Annotated in this window: 18 protein-coding genes; 8 read left to right on the top strand and 10 right to left on the bottom strand. The window is 44.4% G+C overall.

Annotation, left to right across the window (positions count from 1 at the left end):
• Window positions 1-56 precede the first annotated feature (56 nt).
• The gene (locus ON05_RS21585) at window positions 57-326 is read left to right on the top strand and encodes a hypothetical protein (RefSeq protein WP_012160876.1); all 270 of its coding nucleotides are present in this window, start codon (window positions 57-59) and stop codon (window positions 324-326) included.
• A gap of 455 nt (window positions 327-781) precedes the next feature.
• Window positions 782-1810: a CHAD domain-containing protein gene (locus tag ON05_RS21590; protein WP_010474666.1), complete on the top strand. Its 1029-nt coding sequence runs from the start codon at window positions 782-784 to the stop codon at window positions 1808-1810.
• Between the two features lie 50 nt (window positions 1811-1860).
• On the opposite strand, the gene ON05_RS21595 is transcribed toward ON05_RS21590, so the two are convergent.
• Window positions 1861-2403 carry a transposase gene (locus ON05_RS21595; RefSeq protein ID WP_010474669.1) on the bottom strand — a complete coding sequence of 181 codons (543 nt, stop codon included), beginning with the start codon at window positions 2401-2403 and terminating at the stop codon, window positions 1861-1863.
• A gap of 1126 nt (window positions 2404-3529) precedes the next feature.
• Window positions 3530-4258: a J domain-containing protein gene (locus tag ON05_RS21600; RefSeq protein ID WP_010474671.1), complete on the bottom strand. Its 729-nt coding sequence runs from the start codon at window positions 4256-4258 to the stop codon at window positions 3530-3532.
• A 397-nt stretch (window positions 4259-4655) separates the two neighbouring features.
• Here ON05_RS21600 and ON05_RS21605 point away from each other — a divergent pair, with 397 nt between their 5' ends.
• Window positions 4656-5030 carry an STAS domain-containing protein gene (locus ON05_RS21605; protein WP_010474672.1) on the top strand — a complete coding sequence of 125 codons (375 nt, stop codon included), beginning with the start codon at window positions 4656-4658 and terminating at the stop codon, window positions 5028-5030.
• Window positions 5031-5079: 49 nt separating this feature from the next.
• Here ON05_RS21605 and ON05_RS21610 read toward each other — a convergent pair whose 3' ends face one another.
• From ON05_RS21610 to folP, 5 genes are all read right to left on the bottom strand, one after another.
• Window positions 5080-6006, bottom strand: coding sequence for an SUMF1/EgtB/PvdO family nonheme iron enzyme (locus ON05_RS21610; protein ID WP_010474673.1), 927 nt, complete (start codon window positions 6004-6006; stop codon window positions 5080-5082).
• Between the two features lie 88 nt (window positions 6007-6094).
• Complete coding sequence (locus ON05_RS21615) at window positions 6095-6370, bottom strand: hypothetical protein (protein ID WP_010474674.1); 276 nt, start codon at window positions 6368-6370, stop codon at window positions 6095-6097.
• Window positions 6371-6670: 300 nt separating this feature from the next.
• On the bottom strand, window positions 6671-7156 hold the full coding sequence (locus ON05_RS21620; RefSeq protein WP_010474675.1) for a hypothetical protein: 486 nt from the start codon (window positions 7154-7156) through the stop codon (window positions 6671-6673).
• 159 nt (window positions 7157-7315) lie between these two features.
• Entirely contained in the window at window positions 7316-7480 is a 165-nt protein-coding gene (locus ON05_RS21625; RefSeq protein ID WP_010474676.1) for a high light inducible protein, read from the bottom strand.
• Between the two features lie 97 nt (window positions 7481-7577).
• A complete protein-coding gene (folP, locus tag ON05_RS21630; RefSeq protein ID WP_010474677.1) occupies window positions 7578-8438 on the bottom strand; it encodes a dihydropteroate synthase in 861 nt (286 codons plus the stop codon).
• 235 nt (window positions 8439-8673) lie between these two features.
• Between folP and ON05_RS21635 the strand changes: the two genes are divergently transcribed.
• Window positions 8674-9318, top strand: coding sequence for an alpha/beta hydrolase (locus ON05_RS21635; RefSeq protein WP_010474678.1), 645 nt, complete (start codon window positions 8674-8676; stop codon window positions 9316-9318).
• Between the two features lie 37 nt (window positions 9319-9355).
• Here the strand turns inward: ON05_RS21635 and ON05_RS21640 are convergent, their stop codons facing one another.
• Window positions 9356-10498 carry an XdhC/CoxI family protein gene (locus ON05_RS21640; protein ID WP_010474679.1) on the bottom strand — a complete coding sequence of 381 codons (1143 nt, stop codon included), beginning with the start codon at window positions 10496-10498 and terminating at the stop codon, window positions 9356-9358.
• A gap of 581 nt (window positions 10499-11079) precedes the next feature.
• Here ON05_RS21640 and ON05_RS21645 point away from each other — a divergent pair.
• Window positions 11080-12072 (top strand): M23 family metallopeptidase, encoded by a 993-nt coding sequence (locus ON05_RS21645; RefSeq protein WP_010474681.1) that lies wholly within the window; start codon window positions 11080-11082, stop codon window positions 12070-12072.
• A gap of 107 nt (window positions 12073-12179) precedes the next feature.
• Here ON05_RS21645 and ON05_RS21650 read toward each other — a convergent pair whose 3' ends face one another.
• The gene (locus ON05_RS21650; protein WP_236618988.1) at window positions 12180-13073 is read right to left on the bottom strand and encodes a hypothetical protein; all 894 of its coding nucleotides are present in this window, start codon (window positions 13071-13073) and stop codon (window positions 12180-12182) included.
• 935 nt (window positions 13074-14008) lie between these two features.
• On the opposite strand from ON05_RS21650, the gene ON05_RS21655 reads away from it, so the two are divergent.
• From ON05_RS21655 to ON05_RS21665, 3 genes are read left to right on the top strand one after another with little or no spacing between them, the layout of a single operon-like run.
• Entirely contained in the window at window positions 14009-14902 is an 894-nt protein-coding gene (locus ON05_RS21655) for a DMT family transporter (RefSeq protein WP_010474686.1), read from the top strand.
• A gap of 30 nt (window positions 14903-14932) precedes the next feature.
• Window positions 14933-15424: an ureidoglycolate lyase gene (locus tag ON05_RS21660; protein WP_010474688.1), complete on the top strand. Its 492-nt coding sequence runs from the start codon at window positions 14933-14935 to the stop codon at window positions 15422-15424.
• Complete coding sequence (locus ON05_RS21665) at window positions 15421-16362, top strand: ion channel (RefSeq protein ID WP_010474690.1); 942 nt, start codon at window positions 15421-15423, stop codon at window positions 16360-16362. The genes ON05_RS21660 and ON05_RS21665 overlap by 4 nt, the downstream gene beginning before the upstream one ends.
• Before the next feature lie 26 nt (window positions 16363-16388).
• Here ON05_RS21665 and ON05_RS21670 read toward each other — a convergent pair whose 3' ends face one another.
• Window positions 16389-17828: a DUF4157 domain-containing protein gene (locus tag ON05_RS21670; RefSeq protein ID WP_262562260.1), complete on the bottom strand. Its 1440-nt coding sequence runs from the start codon at window positions 17826-17828 to the stop codon at window positions 16389-16391.
• Window positions 17829-17848 lie beyond the last annotated feature (20 nt).

Genomic DNA, 17848 nt, shown 5'->3' on the forward strand with positions numbered 1-17848 from the left:
AAAAATCTTTGTTAGTTAGAATAATTAAGATACGAAAAAATATTTTGCGTGTTTGTTTGAATTCACCCCATTCTCCTAAAGACCAGTCCGATAGCAAATATCGGTATTTATACCCTCGTAGTAAATACAGAGGGAGCTTTACTCCTGAAAAACTTGCATTCAATGCAAATCTTCAAGAATTTGCCCATAAAGTTACTTTTATCTGTGCTCTGGAAACATCAGGAAAAATCTCTTCTCTGCAGGCTTATAAAGACATCAAGCGCCTTTGGAAACAGCTTAAAAAAAGTAAGAACAACTTACAAATCGGTCAAGATCAACTGGATTAAGAACTGGTTGGATTCACGAGTACTTGGAAAATATTAACTCTAATAAAGAAATACTAAATATTTCTTCCAGAAAATGATGATTGCACAAGAGAAATATAATTAAACTTTCTCCAATAATCCTTTAGATAAGTCAACAAGAGATTTATCATAGTAAATTTAGCCCAAATTCACTGCTTTAATCTCTCTATCTTTCTTATCCTATGTTTATCTATTGTTTTATCCTGATTTAGTGGTCTGTATTTCTCGGGGAATGATGCCTGAGAGACACTCTTGGAGGTTAAGCAAAGGTTAATATAAGTCTGGCTGCCCATCAGCTGGGTTCTTCAGGGCTTTTATGCCATACCATAGGGCACTGGTTCTAAGAATCCTCTTCTTCTGCAGAAGTTCTCTTCTAGGTTGAGCATCTTCTGTAGAACTCCCTTTGCCCCAGTCTCGACCGGATGAGCTTATCCATCATGAAAACTCAATCCTCATCTTCTACTCAAAAGAGAAAAACGAAGTCTTCACAGCTCGATGCCCAATTATCCTTGGGGGAAGTGGCCTATCGCGCGATTCAAAAACATTCTAAGAAATCCACGAAGTATCAAGATGGGGTACTGGCGGATCGCGATCCAGAAAATCTCCACCAAATGCGAGTGGGCATGAGACGATTGAGAACGGCCCTTGAAGTATTTGGTCCTGCGATTGATCTACCCGAGGCTGCTCAATCCTCTCAGGTTACTAAAATTGCCAAGCAGTTAGGCAAGGTGCGAGATTTAGATGTCTTGCAACTCTGGTTTCAACATTTTTTATCCATTTCCAGTACGAGCGCTGAAGAAGCCCAGGAAATTAAGCGGGTTTTAGGCCGACTAAACAAACGCCGTCAGAAAAAGTTCGCTCAACTCCCCAAATTGTTTAGGAGCAAACTCTATCGACAATTTGTCGTCGCATACCAAGATTGGTTAGAAAAACCACAATACCAGGCTATTGCCATGATGCCTGTATTAGATGTGGTCCCAGATTTATTATTGCCTCTGCTCAGCCAACTCTTTCTTCATCCTGGGTGGCTGGTGGCAACGGAACCCCTTGAAGGGCGCATCTATCCTACGGTGGGCATGAGTATGGAAGCTCTGGATCAGGTGTTGGCTCAAGAAGGACCCGATCTGCATGATTTGCGTAAGCAAATGAAACGAGTGCGCTATCAAACAGAGTTCTTTATCCCATTTTTTGGAAAAACCTATCAGACTCAGACGCGGGGATTTAGAGATCTGCAAGAATTATTGGGACTTTTCCAAGATGAGGCAGTCTTAAATGAATTCTTGGTCAAAGAATTGGGAGCCTCTTGGCCAGATCAGCTTCCTTCTCTAGCCAAGCTACTGCAAGAAGAGCGGTTTCGAAACTGGAAAAAATGGCAAGCGCAACAGCTCAAGTATTTGGATCCAAAGTTTCGACGAACCCTCAGCCGTCGAGTTATGTCACCATCCTTGGAAACACTGACCACCTGATATTGGCCTTCGCAAGATACCAAACAGACCAGAAAAACGGATAGGTGGACTTAGGATAGAGCTGGACTATCTGGATGTAATTTATCCCAATCCCAGGCATGGGGGTTGGTAGTGATGTATTGGTGGAAGGTGTGAAAGGCAAACCGATGAGGAATGATATGCTGATCCACTTCTTGTTGCCAAAGGGGTTGATGGGGCAAGTTTCTCAGATGCTTGATGCGTTGGCTGGCCATCCCTTTAAAGGATGAGATCCACTTGAGCAGGGAATGCGATCGCACCTTCGTTTCCTGCATCAGGGGCTGTTGGGCCAGGTCCTGGGAGCTTGGGTCAGCTGCGCCAATAATGCCGTGAATATGATTGGGCATCATCACCCAATGGTGAAGGTCAAAGTCGGAACTCTGCTCGAAAGAGATCTGCCATTCTTCTGCAACTAATGCTCCTAAATCATTGAGCTGCATTTCACCAGCAATAATTTCCCCAAACAAGCACTCTCGTTCATGGGTGCAGAGAGTAATAAAGTAGGTCTCTGTCTGAGGAAATGTCGATTGGAGGGTGGGGGCGGTGGGGGAAGGGAGGGTTAAAGTTTGAGACACGAGAGGAAAGCTATTGTTGTTGGAAAGAGTTGAGTTGGATTTGAATGCATTGTCCTTAGAATGCCCATATGAATGGGAAATCTAAAGAATATAAATATATTTAATAAGTAATATTACTAATATTTACTATTAATTAATCCGTAATTCAATTATGGCAAATATTTAGAATAGATGTCGTTTCTTTCGATACAAAATAGGGAATTAATCCTATGGGTCATGTGCCTATTGATTGGAACTAATCTCGTTGATTGCCATCAGTAAATGTGCGTAATTCTTACTAATTGAGAGAAAATATATCAAAAGTTGACATTTGTTTTACAACGAATACATAAAGAAGACTCAACCTGAATTAAGCTGAGTCTCTTAGAACGGATGATAGCTACTGCAAGTATTTCTAATATGGCCTAATATAGCTCTGTTTAGCAGTGTTTGACTGAAAGTTGAGTCTTGAACTGCTCTGCTCAGATACAGTTTGGGGGCAATCCCGTTGAATTTTTTTCACCACATCGCAACTAACGTTGCTGAACAATATATTCTAGGCTGATAATACCCCCACCAGTGCTGAAAAATAGTCGGATAAACGGCCTTGGAACGCAGCGAGTTCAATGTTGGCCATTGCACCCAATACTCAAACTATTTTGGTTTGCCCAATGGGAAAAGTAGTTATAACCATAGATATCAAATTTTAAGGGGTCTTAGACTCTCGATGCGCTGTCTTACGCTTTGGAAATGAGCGATTAGACTGGGCAAAGGCCTCGGTTCCAAACCTACCCAGGGAAGACATCAGGCTAGAGAAAATAGCCAGGCTGCTTAATAACTTTTTCACGGACATATCCTCTAAATTGATATTTCTATGAAAACACTAAAAAATCAGCTTTTAAGGGATACATCCCACAACCTCGTAGAGATATTATCTGCAAAATTGTGGGGGCTAGATCATGGTCTCACGCCCATTGGATCGGTAGAATAGTTGAATTCTGAATGATGTTATAACCTGACAACGATTTAGCCCTGACACCCAAGAGACCTGTCATAGGTACACCACAGCATCTTGTCAGTGCTGCCCAGTACGATATTGATTTTATTGAGTCCCACACATTTCATTCACCAGAAATACCCCAGGAGATTAGAACGCCATTTCTATTTTCTTAAAGTCCAGCTCAATTTCAGCCCAAAGAGCCTTATTGTGAGGATCCGTATTCAATGCTTTCTTGAGATAAGCTCTGGCCTGATTGAGTTTCCGTTCCCGGATGAGTTGCCGTCCCCATGATTGGTAAATAATGGCCTGCCATTGTCTCACTTCCACATCCTGGGGAAGACGTTGGGCAAGGGCTTCAATAAGGGCAACGGCTCTGGGAAATCTCTGGCGCTGAATTAATTCTTGAAGTTGCTTATAAGAATCCACCTTCAGTTTGATGTCTGCAGGTGAAAGGGGTGACTTTCTGGGTGCAGAGGAAGGCTTGGGTTGAGGAGTGGGCTGCTTTGGAACCGTTACACGCGGCCTGGATATCGAGGCTTGAGGTCGAGTCTGATGCTGAGGCTGTTGTGGGGGCGGGGGCGACGAAGGTTTTGCCGGCTGGGTCGAAACTTTGACTGAGGGAGCAGAACGGGGCTTTGCTGTTGCTCTGGATGGAACAGATGCTGGAACTGTACTGTTATTCGGGGCAGGAGGGACAATTTTTTGCAGCGTTTTGTAAGCCTCAGTAACCTGAATAAATTTCTCATGGGCGAGTTGATCGCCCGGATTAGTATCCGGGTGCCATTGCCTTGCTAGTCGACGGTATGAGGCTTTGAGGTCTTCTATATTGGCTCTAGAAGTCAGTTGTAGCAGGCGATAGCAGTCTGCGATATCCATGTGTTTTGTTAAAGTCAGAAAACCCTTAATTGAATTTAGATCACCTGTCGGGATGCTCGATTTACTTATTCCACCTCTATAGTTGTCACTTCCAACAAATTTCTTTCACCATGAGCAAATATATTCACGTTGAACCACAGTAGCATCAACGCTAAGTTCGCAACAATAGGCTATTTGCGGATTTACCAGAGTCTGACTGGCTAGAATACTGCATCATCGAGGTCAATCTATAGAGTCTAAACCAGCCAAAGAAAGGCAAAACTGATTCCATAGGTTTAAGCATTGTCTTTAAACTCAGGGGAGACACTAAGGTTTGCTAAACTGCCTCTACCACTCAACATATGGACGAAGAGTTTGGTTTGACTGTCTCTACTGCTGTTTGTAGCAGGTACCCCTTGTGCAACAACTACCGAGCTTCTGTATTGTTCATCCCCCTCAACATCTCACTTCCACAACCCAAGACGTGTTTTATCAACATATCTATGAGCTGGTTCAATCTCGGGTTGAGGTCATTCTGATCAATTTGGAAACCGTCACCCGTTTAGATAGCGGGGGTTTAGGTATTTTATTTGGCGCTTTTCGGATTTCCCATCGCCAAGGAAAGCGGTTAATGTTGTATTCACCTCAGACCCATGTGGTGAAGAATCTCCACAAGACGGGACTTACTCAAATCGTTGGGACTTATGCAACCCTGGCAGACTGCATCAAGGATGCCATCCCCTACTCCCATCGCTGGGCTCAAGATCGGTCGATTCAACTGCCTGAGTTTTAGGCTCAACCAGGTTCATTCAAGAGGGCTTAGAGCTGAAAAACTGGCACCTTTATTCCTTAACTAGGCGAAAGCCAAATAGAATATGACGAGAATTTTGGGGGCGGGAATGTTGGTAGGCAGCCCGGCAAAAACCCGGTGAATCATCCCACGAGCATCCCTTCATAACGACTGCTGAGCGAATGACCTGTTGCGTTAGGGTAGATGTATATTCAAAGACATTTCCCGCCATATCTTCTACCCCGGCTGGACTCCGACTGAGGGGATAAGTTGCGATCGCACTGGTCTGCAGTCCACCATGATTAGCCCAGTTGGTGGCATCGGCTTGCCAATCATTGCCCCAAGGAAAGTAGCGGCCATCGGTTCCCCGAGCGGATTGCTCCCACTCTAAGGCAGTGGGTAAGCGATAGGACTGTCCATCTTGTTGGCCTCGCCATTGAGCAAAGGCTTGGGCATCGGGATAAGACACTAAAACAACGGGGTGCTGACCTTTACCCGTTGGAAAGCGTTGACCTTGCCAAAGAAAGGGTTTGACGGAGAGATAGGGGTGCACTAGAAACCCTTGTTTTTGATAATCATCAGCAGAAATAAATGGCGAACGATGACCCGTGGCTTTAACGAAGGCTTGGTATTCCGCATTGGTGATCAGGTTTTTTCCCATACAAACTGATGGTTGCGATCGCACCTGCCGATTCGGTTCTCCATCGAACCAGCCCCTTTTGCGTAAACGGGCTTCCGCTTTGGCCCGCTGTTCCGGTTGTTGGGCCGAGGTCGCTGCTGAGATGCGATAGGCATAATCTCGTTCTTGGCGATCGCTCCCGAGAATATAGTCTCCTGCCTCAATCCAAACGAAATCCCCCCCTTGCTCGCACTGAGTTGGCGTTAAAGACGATGGTTTCACTCCAGTCTGGCAGCCCAAGAGCTGAGTTAAAGTCAGTACCCCCAGCAAGGATAATTTGAGGTAGAAGGTCTGATGCATGGGTCTCCAAAGGATTGAGAGTAACCCTCTTTATCTTAAGGGGGCAGGTCTCCAAAGGTATGAAGGGGGAGTCGATTAGGGCCTGGCACTACATATCAGTCTTATTGGGACCTGGCATAAGGTCCGGCGTATAGACATTCCCCGCTTCAATGCGTCCCACTAATGTTGCGCCTGTGCCGCAGAGAATCACTACAATTTGAGAAATATCGCTGCCGGTCATTTTACCCTCATCTACACTGTTGCCAACGATGGGGGCAATGGCGGCAACGGTCGTAAAAATAATTCCCCAGAAGGTCTTACTGGAAAAAATACTTTTGCCTGAGCTGTTGGATGGAATGGAAGGGGGATGAGTGATGGTATTCATAGCTGCTTCCTGATTCGATACTCCATACCTTAAGAGAGAGTTCGGTCAGCATCAGTGACTGTTGTAGAGTAAAAAATGTGACGCTGATCGAATAAAAATCAGGCTAATTTTATTTTTTAAGGTCAATATTCGCCAAAATTAAACTTTCACAAAGAGATACTAGCATTGACAATGAAACCCAGGGAATGGCTCCCCTGGGCAGACTCCTTGGTGTGAGAAGTTAATCTACTTTGATAGTAGACAGGGAATCTGAGTATTGGCTGATGAAAGTCTGAGAATCAAGCAAGGATTTAATGGGAATTAGGGGGAGGATGGATTGCCTGCTTCTTCCTCTGTTGAATCCTCAGTTTCTAAGGGAAAGAACTGCATCTGCTTATGGGATTTAATGGCTTTATCAACTTGTTGCCACTGCACTAACGTAATTCTGATTTTGCCAGTGGTATTCAGCTCTTTTTGAAAGCTGCCGGCTGTGCCTGCGGTCAAGATCTTGGGTTTGATTTCAGCTGTGCCTGCTTCAATAATTTTGTCCGTCTCTTCGGAATAAATTTCGTAATAGACCAGGGGGGTCAGAATTGAAGCATCTGACTGATTTTTTAAACTGCCCCGTAACGTATAGAACCAGGTGTCTGCAAAGTTCTCTTTCAAGATTTCTACTTCTGTAACCACTGCGGCGGGTGGCTTTTTGTCCTTTTTAGCGAGTAAAACATTAGAAGATAGAGCCGGACTGGGCAGGAGGACGCTGCTTTGCAATGCGACAAGGGTTGAGTAGAGAAAGAGGTTGGCCATAGTGGGGGACAGTAAACTTTAGAGTCTAAGACGAGGTGAAAGGGATCAGTCGTTCCCGCTTGCAGTCAATATACAAAACAATCCTGAGCATGCCTCACCGGCATGCTCAGGATCGCAAGAATATGGATGGGAAGACTTCTCAGTAGAAGGCGTTGAAGACTAGGCTAGGCCCAGATACGAAAAAATGCCCTGACCGGTGACCGCTTCAAAAACAAGAGCGGCAATAAAAGCAATCATTGCAGCACGACCGCCAAACCGTTCTGCAAATTCATTGAATCCAAACTTGGGAGAAATTTGATTTGGAACGCGGCTGGGTTCAATCATGGTTGGTGATCCGGGAATGTTAAGAAAGTTTACGTTAGTCTCAGAATAAAAGCCAGAGACGCTCTAAGTCAATCTTAACAAAAGGACTTTGCATCGATCACAGGGGCCGCCAAATCGCGTCTGCCACCTGGCAAACCTCTCTCATGGCTGCTCCATCATGAATGCGGAGGATGTCGGCACCACCTTGAATGGCCGCGCAACAGGCCGCAGCCGTCCCCCATACTCGTTGTTGCGGATCTGGCTGATTTAGGATTTGACCGATAAAGCTCTTTCGGGAAGGTCCCACCAAAATAGGACAACCTAAGGCCCTAAACTGTGCGATTTCTCGCAGTAGGGATAGGTTTTGGGGGCCAGTTTTAGCAAACCCAATGCCCGGATCAATCGCCAGGAACTCTCTAAGGATGCCTGCGGCCTGGGCAGCATCGATTTGCTGTTGCAAGAAGTCAATAATGTCCTTAACCAAATCCTGATAGTCTGTGAGTTTCTGCATGGTTTGGGGGGTACCCCGCATATGCATCAAAATAATCGGGACCTGTAGATGGGCAACGGTGGACAACATCTGTGGATCATAAATGCCACCCGAGACATCGTTGACGAGATCGGCTCCGGCTGCGATCGCAGCTGCTGCTACGGAAGATCGGGTCGTATCCACCGAAATGGGAACGTCTAGTTGAGACCGAATCGCCTGAATAACGGGAATAACCCGATCTAACTCTTCTGCCTCAGCAATTTCAATGGCTTGAGGACGAGTGGATTGCCCCCCAATATCGAGAATGTCAATACCAGCTTTTACTAGATGATGGGCCTGAGATAGGGCTGCGGATTGGGAGTTAAATTGGCCACCATCACTAAAACTATCCGGGGTTACGTTCAAAATTCCCATTAAATAGGTGCGACTTCCCCAGGCAAAGGTGTGATTGTGCAGTGTCCAGGATGGAATTTGGGCAGGAACATTCATAGGTATAGATAAAAGGGGATGGCAAAGCACACATTCTCTGAACAGTTTAAGGTTCAAAACTCCTGTAAATATTTACTGGCTATCCCAATCGAGACCAAATAGCGTGCTTTCCCAGGACGCAAGTCTTTCCCTCATTAACCAGAAGTCAGCTCTCTCAATTTGGGACCGTACTATGGCATTAACATCAATGACAGGTCGCTCTCGCTTCCAAAGAATGCGAAATAGGATGATCTGGATGGGACTGGGTGCTATTTGTACCTTGTCTTGTCTAGGCCTTCACACCGAAACGGCCCTGGGGGCCACCAAGATTAAATTTACCTATGGGCCATTTGGTCAATCCCTCACGGTACAGGAACTCAAGACCTTTGCTGAAACCGGTAAAGCCTCTTCCAAACTCAAGTTTTTTATGAATGCTGCCGATCAAGATCCAAAGGTCGTCCGTCGATTTTTAACTCAAGATGTAAAAATTAGCCTCAGATTGGCCGATCGGTTGCTCTACCTATTGCCAGGTGAATATGCCTTGTTTCAAGCGGGCCAGATTTTTCAGACTCCAAGTCAAGGGGCCAATATCCAAGCCCTTCGCTCGGGGGTGATTCAGTCCTTGAGCGATGATAGTCAAATTTCCCTGTTGGAGTTTCTGGAAAAGTATCCCCTGGCTGAAATGACGATTGATGGTGTCAAGTTGGCCCGAGCCGCCGATCAGATTGATCGACTAGTGAGTCGGTTTGCACCTTCCGTGGAATCCGGTGCTGCGATCGCAACTGAACTTCTAGAAAGTTTGGTTTGTGATTGTGAGTCTGGTGCGATTCGACCCAAACCATCTGTTACCACGCCGAACCCAATCCCTGAACCAGCCCCTGACTCGACACCTCCCGATTAAGAGTTGAAGGAGGCTCAAATCTGATGATGGTCGGATTTTATTGGATTAGGGAAATCAAATCAGGAGCAGAATCATAGACCGAGTTTTGCTGTTCTCGTAAAAATGCTCCGGTTCGATGTTTAACAACGGCCTGGATCTCTGACACTATCGCTAAGGCGATTTCGCTAGGCGTTTCTGCGCCGATATCTAGGCCAATGGGGCCATGGAGCCGATTGAGCTGCTCCGGCGTGAGAGAGCCCCCATCCTGTAGACCTTGAATAAGCTGTTGAGTCCTTGCTTTTGTGCCAGGAACACCTAAATAGCCAATGGCACTAGACCAAAGAAACTTTACGATCGCCAAATCCTGCTCAAAGTCTCCAGTCATCACAACAGCAGCTGAATAAGATGAGAGCTGAATTTGTTGATGCAAGTCCTGAGGCTCGACTTGCAAAATATGATCTGCCTCTGGAAAATGGTTGAGTTTAATCTCTCGCGATGGATGCTCAACGATAATAACAGTCCACCCCAACTGTTTTGCGAGGAGTGTAATGGGGGAAGTGTAAGGTGTAATGCCAAAGATATAGAGCTGGATGGGGGGAGTAATGACTTCAATCAGGGCTTGGACATAACCGTCAATAAAGGGATAGCTCCTAGTCCGAGTTTGACCCGCTGCCAATATTTTGACCGTATCTTGAAAAATAAGATTGGTGAGAAAATGGTCCCCAATTTGATTGGCCACTGAACCATCCATCTTGAGAAATAATCGGGAGGCGACTTGGGCAGGAATATCACCTTCTACAGTAAAGACAGTTGCGATTGCCCCGGATTGGTTCTCGTCATAACATTCAGCGATGAAATCAAACTGAGCTCTAGTGGATCGACTATTAAGAGGCTCCAGTAAAATCGTAGTTCCGCCTTGAGAACTTATCTTATCTAGTGTGTGGAGTGTATCGATATGATATCGATACACTTGGGGACAGTCATTAATCTGAACAAGTTGTTTGACTTGGTTAATAATTTTCTGATCAACATAATCCTCACAAATCGCCCGAATGGTTTGATCAGTTTTGGTCAACAGAATCCGAGTTCCAGACCTGCAGTAGCTTGATTCCTCCGCTTGCAACACAGTCGCTACAATAATTGACGGATCTTGATGATCGGCTTGAATAACAAAAGGAATGATTTCTTGTAGCTCTTTCATTCGAACGGGTAGCAAAACTGTAAAGTGATTGCTCTAAACGGAAAAAATCTATTTCCAAATTTAGTTATAGGTATGCTTTTCTGCTCTAAAAGTCATCAATCCCCCCAATCATCTAGTAATTCTTTTTTACTGCGAAAATCCTCGTTAACTTCAAATAAAATCCTTCTAAAATATTTCTCAAAATATTTAATGGGAACGTTGGCTATTTTCCAAATCTTGAGTTTATACTGTTACCATTTCTTAGTTAGCTACTAATTTATACTTTGCTATTTAATCCAGCTATAACCCTTTAGCAAGGCATTGGCTCATAAATATTAGTAATCTTTACAAAAAGCTGAGAAGTTTACTTGTTGGCACTTTGCTGTAAAAGATTTGTGATGAAATGTGAATTATTTAGATATTGAAGCAATTCAAAGTTTGACTAAATAAATGAAAATTTAGACAGGCATAAAAAGCGATTAATTTACTCTATTTCTGAAATTAGGACGAAATTCAATCTTTATGAATTCCCTTAGAACTCATCAACTCTTGATAAAGTGAGGTCACGTCTCACTGGTTTCAGATAAGGAGCAACAATAGTTGTGCGTAAGTACATTTTTCTACTGCTGTTGGGATTAATCTCTGTCCTGGGATGTGAATTGTCGACCCAAGCGAATCCTACTTTGCAGCTAGGGCTACCCATTGATTGCACCTTAGGTAATGACTGCTTTGTTCTGCTTTATCCAGATCGTGATCCTGGCCCAGAAGCGGTAGATTTTGGCTGTGGCCGGATGACATACGATGGCCACAAAGGAACCGACTTTGCTATCCCTGATGAGCAGGTAATGGCGGAGGGAGTCAAAGTAAAAGCCGCCGCCGCAGGAAAGGTATTACGCACTCGGAACAACATTCGCGATCGCCGCATTCAGAATCAAACTCAAACCGACGCCGTTGAAGGAATGGAATGTGGTAATGGTGTTGTCATAGAACATGATGAAAACTGGCAGACTCAATATTGTCATCTTCGGAAAGGCAGTGTTCTAGTTCAACCAGGTGACAAAGTGAAAGAGGGGACGCCTCTAGGTTTAGTGGGTACTTCTGGAAAGGCTTCTTTTCCCCATGTTCACTTGAGTGTTCGCTACCAAGATCAGGTTGTGGATCCGTTTGTGGGACCTGAAGCCCCATCAGGGTGTCAGGGTAGCAAGAGTCCTTTATGGAAAACGGCCCTTTCCTATCAATCAACGGGATTGATCCGGGCTGGCTTTGCAACGCAACTTCCAGAGCTAGAACAACTATGGGATGGAGAATTTAAAGATCAAGTGCTTCCAGTGGATAGCCCGGCCCTAGTGTTTTGGGTCCACACCTATGGAATGCTCAAAGGAGATCAAGAACGCCTGCAGATCCGAGATCCTCAGGGTAAGATTGTCGCTCAGTTTAATCGAACAGTATCGGAATCTCAGAAGGTATGGACCCGTTCATTAGGGAAAAAGGGCACTAAGCACCCCCTTATTCCAGGTCAGTGGTCTGGACGGTACCAGTTGATTAGAGACCAGAAAACGATCATTGATCATGAAGCAGATGTGCTTTTGCAATAGAGAAATAGGACAGATCCAAAGCTTCGGGGGTTATGATGTCTGCTTTTTATAAAGTACATGGAGGCTATCTTCTGCATTTGGATCCAAGAGGTCAAGTTTATGATGGGCTAGGTCATGGATTGATACCGACGCTCTAGATCCTTAATCTGCAAAGAGAGGTTAGATAGTTGACGGATTAGGTCAACTGGCACTTCTTCGGCTAATTGGATAATAGGGATATTAATATCAATTAAGTTTTTCGCTAAGGCATAACACTCAACCAATTCGCTGAGTCTGTAATATTTACTCTGGAAGTACTGGCGTTTCCTGGGCTTATCTGAAATTGATCTGATGTGAAAGACTTCATCTTGGCTATATGGAAGTAGCCTTTTATTAGCTTGATGCAATTTTGTTAATTCTATTTCCAGTTGTTGGAGCTGTTCTCCCCAGGCATCACTTTGTTTAATGAGTCGTTGCTCCAACATCAAACGATTTTGCGTTTTGGAGTTGTGTTGCTTGCTTCTCAAGACTCTTGGCAAAATATTACCGACTAAAAGGCTACCGAAAACCGCCACAATGATAATTGTCGCTAACCCTCCCCAAATCGATAAACCTAAGCAAAGAATAAATATACTGACCCCAATCACTGTATATCGTTGATATTTGAGAAATTGCCGCTGAGGATGGGGCAAGAAGTGAGACTGGTTGGTCTTGACGTCTACTAATAGAATGGGCTGTAAGTGACCAACACCTTTTGCCGGCATCATCAAAATAATTGGAATATTTGCACCGATGAGATGGTCAATTTCGACTGTTTTAATGGACCCAGTTCTCATCTGAATTCTAGCTAGATAAATATTTTGGTGATCACGGGAAAACCCCAACCATGCGCCAATAATGATACCAGGCTCAGCTTGGTAGAGTGAATAGCAATGGGAACAAATGACTTGCCATTTTCGCAGAGACTGATAGTCTTCTGGTAAGTACAATGAACGTTTACAAGTCGGACAAGTGCTTTTCATCTTCAGTTTAAATTGATAATTCCATGACCTTATTTATCGTGATTTTTTAGATAAAAAATAATATTAGAGTGACATCTCTACTCGCCCATTAGATATCAAGAGACTATTGTTCTTATTTGAGCAATTTGAAAAAATTAGCTATACTTATTACCTATATTTTTACATATGTAAAATACAGTCGTTATCTTTTGAAATTATTATTATTTAATGTAGTCGAAAGTAAATTATTCTCCTTGAATAGCCCTTTTAGATTGCTTGAACCTTAGGTCTAACACCCTAAAAGCAATTGACTATTGATAGGTTGTTTAAATTCTAAAAGTCCCAGAAAATAATTAGATAGATTGAAGGCCTTTCAGGATAAACACATTAAATTTTGGTCGTACACGGTTTAATGTTGAATGAGCAGAAATAACTGAGTGAAGTTTAAGCTAACAGAGGTGAGTCTAGAGGATTTCAAAAAGGAATCAACAATCAGCACATAAAGATGCAAAATTTAGAAGATTTGTCCGTGAATTATGTCGTCACAGATGAATAGCGTAAGATGTGGGACAAACGCAGAATTAAATTTTGGCGGTATCACTACAAACTCAACAGTGGAAGAGAATGAGATGAGTTTGAGATCGGATTTTCACCCTGCAAACATTATCTGGCCATTGGATTACCCCATTGTTGAACAATCATAAGAAAGTCTAGTAAATATTGGCGCTGGAAATGATGCCTCCCCAATAAGACATTGGATGGAGAGCTGTTGTGGAAACTACGCTCTGCTGTCTACAATAAATATGGCCATTTATGTTCCTAGGACCAGCTGAAACTAGGATTTATTACTAGCAAGTATGCTCATGTTTATAACGATAAGGTTAGGATAATTAACCCTAGCCGTCTAATGATCTTTGCTATTTGCCATGACCTAGCTTAAATCGACAGGAAAAAAAGTGGGTTCTTATGGTGTTAAGCCCAATCCCTATGCTTTCATAGCGTTGCTTCTGGGGGCGGTTGGTATTGCATTTGCTCCCATTTTTGTGCGCTTGAGTGAAGTAGGGCCGAGTGCAACAGCATTCTATCGATTAGGGTTTGCTGTCCCTTTACTGGGCGCTTGGTTATGGACGTCCCGACCTGCTACATCCTCCCTCCCGAAAGAACAGCGTGTAACGGGGTTGCCTCTGATATCAGCAGGGTGTTTCTTTGCAGCAGATTTGGCGGTTTGGCATTGGTCTATTCAATTTACCTCTGTTGCCAATGCAACCTTGTTGGCTAACTTCGCCCCTATTTTTGTGGTGTTAGGGGGTTGGCTACTGTTTGGGGAAACGGTTTCACGATGGTTTTTGGTTGCCATTGCTCTCGTTCTCTTAGGGGCGACTCTACTAGTCAGTGCGAGTATCGATACTCAACATTTATTTGGGGATGCATTAGGGCTACTTACGGCTATTTTCTACGCTGGATATATTCTGTCTGTGGCTCGGTTACGTTTGCATTTCCCGACGGCAACCATCGCCTTTGCCAGCAGCATCGTTGGAGCTACGATTTTGTTTTTTGTCGCTTGGCTATCGGGAGAAGGCTTCTTACCTATGACGATGACTGGGTGGTTGTCTTTAGTGGGATTAGCCTGTATTTCTCAGGTGATCGGCCAAAGTTTGATTATGTTTGCTTTGGCCCATTTACCTTCCGCATTTGCGTCAGTCAGTTTGCTGCTACAACCGGTTACGGCGGCAATTTTGGCTTGGCGATTGTTTGGGGAGGCGCTGACCCTGCAGCAAGGCTTTGGGAGCGTTATTGTATTGGCAGGGATTGTTCTGGCTCGTTGGAGCGATCGCAAACCCGTATCATAGCTTCTGGCAGGATCCTTCGAAGAATCGTCTATGCAATGCTCTACGCAACAACTAATTGCTCAACCCATTACTCCAGAGACATTTCAACCCTACGGTCAGGTCATATTTGCTTCCGAAGATGGGGCCGTTTATGGTCCTGACAATGCTCAATTACAGTTAGATCAGGGGATTCCCCGGTTCTATATTATGCGACTAGAAAAGTTGGGACGACGGTTTTCTCGCATTACGCGGCATCTAAAATGTACCCAATGTTTAGGGTCTCTAGCTGGTAAACCCTGGCTGATGGCCGTTGCTCCTCCAGGAGATGCTGCTCAACCTGCTCTAGATCAGATCACGGCATTTCAAATTCCTGGAGACTGCTTTATCAAATTAGAAGTGGGGACCTGGCATGCGGGTCCTCACTTCGATACCGACTTTATCGATTTCTATAATTTAGAGCTGTCTGACACCAATCAAGTGGATCACGATACGTGTAACTTGATCAACCAATATAATGTTGAATTCATCATCACGCCCATGTGATTGCCCTTTCTATCCGTTCGCCAGTGAAGCCCCGTCGTCGTCAATCCCTCCGCCGAAAACTAGCCCAAAGTTTGCCTCAAAAGAGCTACTTGAAGTTTCAAGATGGCAAATTTAGTATTTCTGGGTTGGGGGTTTGGTATACCTATTGGCGCGATCCCTATCATTTATTGCTGACGATTCCTTGGCTGGGCTTTCTGCTCATTCTAGTCGGCGGCTATTTGGTCATTAATGTACTGTTTGCACTGGCCTATCTGGCTGGGGGAGATTGTATCGCCAATGCGACACCGGGCTCGTTTTGGGATGCCTTCTTCTTTAGTGTGCAAACTTTGGGAGCCATTGGCTATGGAGCTATGCACCCCACTACGGCTTATGCCAATTTTGTGGTTACGATTGAGGCCTTTACCAGCATCCTTAGTGTGGCCTTAATTACGGGTTTGGCGTTTGCGAGATTTTCTCGACCGACAACTCGGGTGTTGTTTAGCCATGTTGCGGTGATTACACCTTACAATGGCGTCCCAACCTTGATGTTCCGCACTGCCAATCAGCGCCGCAACCAGATTCTTGAAGCTGAAATTAATCTCTATTTTCTGCAAGATGAAATCAGCATTGAAGGAGATGCGATGCGGCATTTGTATAATCTCAATTTGCTTCGTCCTCGAACGCCTTCATTCACCCTGACCTGGACGGTTATGCATCCGATTGATGAATCTAGTCCACTCTATGGTGCTACTGATGAATCCCTTGAACGTACAAAAGCGACCTTAATTGTGACATTGACTGGAATTGACGATACGGTGGCTCAATCTTTGCATGCTCGCCATACCTATGGAGCCCTAGATATTATTTGGGATCATAAGTTTATTGATATTTTCCATCAAACTCCAGATGGGCATCGATATATTGATTACACCCACTTCCACGACGTAGCCCCTAAATAACTCGATCAGAATTAAAACAAGTAGTTTTAGAACGAACTGGGTAATGGTCCCCAACACACTTGCCGGGTATATGCAGTATTTCGAGCCATTGTTTCCTCAATAGTTGATTTGCTTACACCTTCCGTCGCACTATCTAACTCCAAAATCTCATTTCCCTCTTCTGCCCCTACCGATTGAGCCACTTCCGAATTTTTTATTGACACGCGTTTCCCTGTAGCAAGCGCAACGTGGCCAGGATCAGTTCCAAAAGCAACTACAACTCCCTTTACGAGTGGTGTCGATATGGCAAAAGGGATCTTTGCAATTGCATCTTTGTCTTTTGTCAGAGGTCCTTCGGCCTTACCACTTGGGCCATCCATAATCGGTTTAACAAAAGCTGGAACACCACCTTTAATAACAATTGCTTTCTTAATATATTTTTTATCTATTAGACCAGCTTTGAATGCTGCAATAAGTACTGCCTCCCAACAGTTAAATACTTTAGGTTCGGGCTCACCTTCTTTATAGAGCCATAGAGCCAATGGAGTAGCTTGATTCCCATATTTTCTGGGTGGTTGAGTAGCCAGTCTCTTCGCTAATGGCCCTCCAAGGGTATTTGAACCCCATTCAAAATCCTCATCTTCCATCGACTGCATTGACTCAAAAAGAAGATCACCAACACCATCCAATGGCGCAACACTTAAAGCATTCCACTCAATCCAACTCTTCTTATTCTTCTTTCCCTGCAATGTAGTGTATTCTTCCTCTGTTCCAGTCGTTATTGCTTCAGCATTTGTGATCTGAAACCACATTGAATTAGACGAATCCATATACCATGTAACACCATCTAATACTTGGTCCCAATACCACGTTTCAGCTTTTTTCCCTGCCACCCATTGTGCCTGTACGATAGCATTTGACTTTTGCAAATCAGCATTTGAGGATTTCGAATCCTTGACCAACACCCCATTTTGTTGAACTACATGTGTGAGTTCGTGAGCAAGGAGTTCTTGCCCCGCTCGGTTGCTTGGTTGGTAGGCTCCTTGGCGAAAAAATAGATCTTGGCCTGTGGTAAAGGCACGCGCTTGGATAGATTTGTTGAGTTGATGCGCTTTAGTATCGCTATGGACTCGCACATTACCAAAATTTGCTCCAAAAGCTTGTTCCATGGGGCCGCGGATCTTATCGTCCAGGGGACGACCACCCCCTCTAGATTGGTTAATGGCTTGTTCTAGGTTGGGGTTCGCATCTTTAGGGCCATTGTGTCGTTGAATAATGGGTTTCATCATCAGCTCATCTTGTTCAGGTAAATCCTGACGTTGAGCAGATGATGGAGGATTTAGGCCCTTGGGAGAATGCATTTGGGTGACGACCTGCTTGGCCACGCGGTCGGCCTCTTGTTCATATTTATCTCCCGGTGCTCCAATGGTCAGTTTGGGTTGAAAGGGGTTTCCATTGGTTAAGCGTGGTGGCCCCATCTGCACCATACTGGTATCTAATCTCTGAA

It is taken from the genome of Acaryochloris sp. CCMEE 5410 (assembly GCF_000238775.2).
Lineage (GTDB): Bacteria > Cyanobacteriota > Cyanobacteriia > Thermosynechococcales > Thermosynechococcaceae > Acaryochloris.

Bases quoted from the DNA above. Each gene is read 5' to 3' on its own strand.
- ON05_RS21670 (WP_262562260.1), bottom strand. From the start codon at position 17,828: ATGGTGCAGATGGGGCCACCACGCTTAACCAATGGAAACCCCTTTCAA.
- ON05_RS21625 (WP_010474676.1), bottom strand. From the start codon at position 7,480: ATGATTGAACCCAGCCGCGTTCCAAATCAAATTTCTCCCAAGTTTGGA.
- ON05_RS21640 (WP_010474679.1), bottom strand. From the start codon at position 10,498: ATGAAAGAGCTACAAGAAATCATTCCTTTTGTTATTCAAGCCGATCAT.
- ON05_RS21600 (WP_010474671.1), bottom strand. From the start codon at position 4,258: ATGGATATCGCAGACTGCTATCGCCTGCTACAACTGACTTCTAGAGCC.
- ON05_RS21650 (WP_236618988.1), bottom strand. From the start codon at position 13,073: ATGAAAAGCACTTGTCCGACTTGTAAACGTTCATTGTACTTACCAGAA.
- ON05_RS21615 (WP_010474674.1), bottom strand. From the start codon at position 6,370: ATGAATACCATCACTCATCCCCCTTCCATTCCATCCAACAGCTCAGGC.
- ON05_RS21620 (WP_010474675.1), bottom strand. From the start codon at position 7,156: ATGGCCAACCTCTTTCTCTACTCAACCCTTGTCGCATTGCAAAGCAGC.
- ON05_RS21660 (WP_010474688.1), top strand. From the start codon at position 14,933: ATGCAATGCTCTACGCAACAACTAATTGCTCAACCCATTACTCCAGAG.
- ON05_RS21635 (WP_010474678.1), top strand. From the start codon at position 8,674: ATGGGACTGGGTGCTATTTGTACCTTGTCTTGTCTAGGCCTTCACACC.
- folP (WP_010474677.1), bottom strand. From the start codon at position 8,438: ATGAATGTTCCTGCCCAAATTCCATCCTGGACACTGCACAATCACACC.
- ON05_RS21590 (WP_010474666.1), top strand. From the start codon at position 782: ATGAAAACTCAATCCTCATCTTCTACTCAAAAGAGAAAAACGAAGTCT.
- ON05_RS21610 (WP_010474673.1), bottom strand. From the start codon at position 6,006: ATGCATCAGACCTTCTACCTCAAATTATCCTTGCTGGGGGTACTGACT.